This is a genomic window from Herbaspirillum lusitanum P6-12 (assembly GCF_000256565.1).
Lineage (GTDB): Bacteria > Pseudomonadota > Gammaproteobacteria > Burkholderiales > Burkholderiaceae_D > Herbaspirillum > Herbaspirillum lusitanum.
In genome coordinates this window covers 1-4178 of the sequence record NZ_AJHH01000234.1, presented here as the reverse complement: position 1 = coordinate 4178, position 4178 = coordinate 1, and the positions used below count along the sequence as shown (strand labels likewise).

5 protein-coding genes are annotated in these 4178 nt (G+C 60.1%); 1 reads left to right on the top strand and 4 read right to left on the bottom strand.

Translation table 11 applies throughout. From position 1 onward, the window contains the following. Window positions 1-91: 91 nt before the first annotated feature. The 4 genes from HLUSI_RS0107585 to HLUSI_RS32485 form a co-directional block, all read right to left on the bottom strand. A complete protein-coding gene (locus HLUSI_RS0107585; RefSeq protein ID WP_016833401.1) occupies window positions 92-922 on the bottom strand; it encodes an ABC transporter permease in 831 nt (276 codons plus the stop codon). A 27-nt stretch (window positions 923-949) separates the two neighbouring features. After that, a complete protein-coding gene (locus HLUSI_RS0107580; RefSeq protein WP_016833400.1) occupies window positions 950-1969 on the bottom strand; it encodes an ABC transporter substrate-binding protein in 1020 nt (339 codons plus the stop codon). A 62-nt stretch (window positions 1970-2031) separates the two neighbouring features. Further along, complete coding sequence (locus HLUSI_RS0107575) at window positions 2032-2817, bottom strand: ABC transporter ATP-binding protein (protein ID WP_016833399.1); 786 nt, start codon at window positions 2815-2817, stop codon at window positions 2032-2034. Between the two features lie 295 nt (window positions 2818-3112). Next, window positions 3113-3421, bottom strand: a complete 309-nt coding sequence (locus HLUSI_RS32485; RefSeq protein ID WP_157137783.1) for a hypothetical protein — start codon at window positions 3419-3421, stop codon at window positions 3113-3115. 49 nt (window positions 3422-3470) lie between these two features. Here HLUSI_RS32485 and HLUSI_RS0107565 point away from each other — a divergent pair, with 49 nt between their 5' ends. Next, window positions 3471-4103 (top strand): flagellar basal body L-ring protein FlgH, encoded by a 633-nt coding sequence (locus tag HLUSI_RS0107565; RefSeq protein WP_016833397.1) that lies wholly within the window; start codon window positions 3471-3473, stop codon window positions 4101-4103. The last annotated feature ends 75 nt before the right edge of the window (window positions 4104-4178 follow it).

Genomic DNA, 4178 nt, shown 5'->3' with positions numbered 1-4178 from the left:
GGGCCCGGCGCGGCGCCGGTGATCAGGATGCGGCGACCGGCCAGCAATTGGTTGGGAATCGTCGTGGAAGAAGTCATTTCGTATTGCTCCATCAGACCGTGCTGGTGTGCACTTTGGGCAGGTAGTGCAGCACGCGGCGTTCGGCCCAGACGACGGCGCCGTAAGTGACGATACCGATCAGCGTCAGCGCGCAGATGGCGACGAACACGGCGGCGGTATTGCCCTGGCCTTCGCCGTCGACCAGCAGGTAGCCGAGGCCTTGATTGCCGCCGACCAGTTCGCCGACGGTCACGCCGATGACGGACAGCGTCGATGCAATGCGCAGGCCGGAGAACAGCGCCGGCAGCGCCGAACGAAACTCAACCAGATGGAAGATCTGCCAGCGGCCGGCGTTGAGCGTGCGCACCAGGTTGACCATGTCGGGATCCACCGTGCGGACGGCCGACAGCACGTTGATCATGATCGGGAAGAACACGATCAGCACGGCGACGATGATCTTCGGATAGATGGTGTAGCCGAGCCACATCACGAACAACGGTGCAAACGCGACCTTCGGTGCAATCTGCAAGGCCAGGATGTACGGCGACAGCATCGCTTCGGCGCGCGGCGACAAACCCAGCGCAACGCCGACAGCCAATCCCAGCAACGCGCCGAACAGGAAGCCGAACACCACTTCCATGGCGGTGATGCCGAAGTGCGTCAGCAAGTCGTTGTTGTTCCACATGACCACGGATTCCCTGAGCACGTGCGACAGGTTCGGCAGGATGTATTCCGGCATGCCGAGCCAGCCCGGCCCCCATTGCCATGAGGCGAGGAACAGGACCAGCACCACCAGGCTGCCGCAGACGGTGCGCGCGCGCTCATTGAGCAGCGGGCGTTTTACCTTGGCGATGGTGCCGGTCTCCGGCGCAGGCGTAGTCATGGGATTGGCTGTAGTAGAGGTATCCATTTATCTTGCTGTTCCAACGAATTGATTGGTGAAGAGTTCGTTGACCGGCGTGGCCTTGGTCACGATGCCTTCGCTGACGTAGAACTTCTGCACGCTATCCATGCGGGCGGCGTCGATCTGGCCCAGCGTCTTCTGGCCGGCGTAGACGTATTTGCGATACATCTCGAAGGTCGCTTCGATGCTGGCTTCCTTGCCTTTGTAGGCAGGCAGTGCGGCGACGTAGTCGGTGGCGGCGGCTTTCGGGTCCTTCATGATGTCCTGCATGCCGCGCAGGGTGGCGCGCACCAGGCGCTTGAGCAATTCGGGCTTGTTCTTGATGGTGTCGTCGGAGGCCAGGATCGCTTGCGCCATGCTCTTGAAGCCGCCGTTGTCGAGCAGCTCGACCTTGGCGCCGGCATCGGTGGAATTGACAACCCAGTCAGGCACGCCGGCGAACGCCGACGCCTTGCCTGCGGTGAACACTTGCCATACGCCTGCCGGACCGGCGGCCTGGATCTGCAGGTCGGTCTTGGACAGGCCGGCTGTCTTGAGGCTACCGAGGAAGGCGTAGTAAGTGGTGTCGGTGTACGACATCACGGTGACGGTCTTGCCCTTGAGGTCTTTGAGCGACTTGATGTTTTCACCGGCGTTGGCGGCGACCATGGTGATCGAGCCTGCGCCCAGAACTGCAATCGCCTTGACCGGAATGCCGTTGGCGCGCACCACGATCGGTGTGTCGCCGATGGCGCCGCCGATGACGGCGTTGCCGGCGCCGATCTGCTTGGCGACGTCGACGCCGCCCTTGGCGACGATGAAGTTGATCTTGAGGTTTTCGTCGGCGTAATAGCCCTTGTGCTGCGCCAGCACCCACGGTGCGAAGGCCGGGGAATTCGGCGGCGCCGGCAGCAGGTAGGTCACTTCTTCAGGCGCGGCGTGGGCAATGCCCGGCACCAGCGCGGCGGCGACGGTAACCGCGAGTGTCGTTGCAACGGCGGCGCTCAGGACCAGCTTGCTGCAGAAAGAGGCGAGAAATTTTGTCATGCTTGCTTCACTCCTATTGTTCGGTGGTGATCAGGTTGGATGTCGGGATGCTGGGATACGTCTTAATGCAATTCAGCGGTTTCCTTGCCTACTTTGAGCAACTCCATCAGGCGGCCTTGCAGCGGGCCGATCTCCGGCAGCTTGCGGCGCTCCAGCGGGTTGTCGCGGAAAGGCAGGTTGACTTCGATCTCTTCGATGATGGTGCCGGGACGCTCGCTCATGACCAGCAGGCGGTCCGACAGGGCGATCGCTTCGACCAGGTCGTGGGTGATGAAGAGCGCGGTCTTTTTCTTTTCGAACAGCATCTTGGCCAGGTCCTGCTGCAAGACCATCTTGGTCTGCGCGTCCAGCGCCGAGAACGGCTCGTCCATCAGCAGCACTTGCGGATCCACCGCCAGCGTGCGGGCCAGCGCGGCGCGTTGACGCATGCCGCCGGACAATTGATAGGGATAGTGTTCTTCGAAGCCCTTGAGGTGGCACTTGGCCAGCAACTCATCGGCCACGCGCTTGCGCTCGGCGGCGTTGACGCCGTCGATTTCCAGGCCGAGCGAGACGTTGGCGCGGATATTGCGCCAGGGCATGAGCAAGTCCTTTTGCAGCATGAAGGCGACGTTGCGGACCGGCTTGGTGACGCGCTGGCCGCCGACGATCACTTCGCCGGAGGTCGGCAGGTACAAGCCGGCGCCCATGTTCAGCAAGGTGCTCTTGCCGCAGCCCGACGGACCGATGATGGAAACCACTTCGCCGCTGCGTATCGACAGGTTGACGTTGGTGACCGCGGCGCGCGGCTGGGAAGTCTGGCGGTCGACGAAGCTCTTGCCGACGTTGCGAAATTCGATTTCGATCATGATGCCTCTTGGTTAGTTACGTGTTGCTTTGGCGCCCTCGCGCCTAATTACGTGACATTCGCTGAAGCCGGCGACCGGTAGGTGACTGGTGCGGCACAAATGTCAGTTGTCTCATATATAAAACCACAAACCAAATGCGAGATATACGAATCAAATATAGCAGATATTTCGCAAAAAGATAGTGCTTTTTGTTTCATATATGGTTTGATGATTTATATAAGAACTGTTTTCCTCTTCTCGCAAGGTTTGTGCCACGCAAAAATCTGCGGTTTTGTCTCATATTTCAGACACTCGCTCACCAAAGAAACGCGCTGACGCGCTTCACCGGTGCGGCTTGCACCAATTCCAGCCGGCTAGCGCCGCAGCGTCCCCGCACGGAAAATACCGGATTGGCGATGGATTCGGCGTTCATGACAATGACGATACGGATCGTCTTCACATTCCTTGAAGAATCTTCACCCGTCTTGAGAGGCGTTTTCGCTGATTTACAGCGCATTAACTTCCGCTTACAGGCTTTGCCGCGATGATGGCCGCGAGGGCCTGTCCTTTGCAGGACCCGTTGCCGGTTATCGGTTTTTATCGGTTTGCCAGGGGGGAAGATCATGATTCAGGGACGCATTGCCTGCACTGCTTATGCGGCAGGACTTTTATGCATGTTGAGCGCGTGCAGCAGCCCGCCGCCGATGGTGCAGGGACCGACCAGCGTGCGGCCGGCCTATCCGGTGGCCAATATCGAAAACAACGGCGCGATCTTCCGCGTCAGCAGCGCGCAGTTGTTTGAAGAATCGACCACGCACTACGTCGGCGACATCCTCAAGATCGAGATCGCCGAGTCGCTCACCGGCAGCAACAAGTCGACCACCTCCAACAGCCGCGACACCAGCCTGAAGCAAGTCGGCCCCGGCGCCGGCTCGTCGATGAGCGGCCTGCTGGCCTCGGTCTTCAACATCAACGCGACGGCCACCGGCAGCGACTCCTTCAAGGGCAGCGGCCAGACCGACAACAGCAACAGCATGACCGGCAGCCTGATGGTGTCGATCATCGAGGTGCTCCCCAACGGCAACCTGGTGGTGGCGGGAGAGAAGCGCATCGGCATGAACGGGTCGATCAATACCTTGCGGTTTTCGGGAGTGGTGAGGGCGCGCGATATTCGCGGGGGGAATGTGGTTTCTTCCAGCAATGTGGCGGATGCGCGGCTGGAGCAAGTTGGCGGCGGGACGGTGGCGGATGCGAATTCGCAGGGATGGATGCAGCAGTTTTTCAGGAGTGTTTTGACGTTTTGGTGATGAGGGATTGGCTGTGGTTGTTTGAGAGCGGCGTTTTGTTCCGACTTGCTTGTTGTGCGTTGATGAATGCTGTTC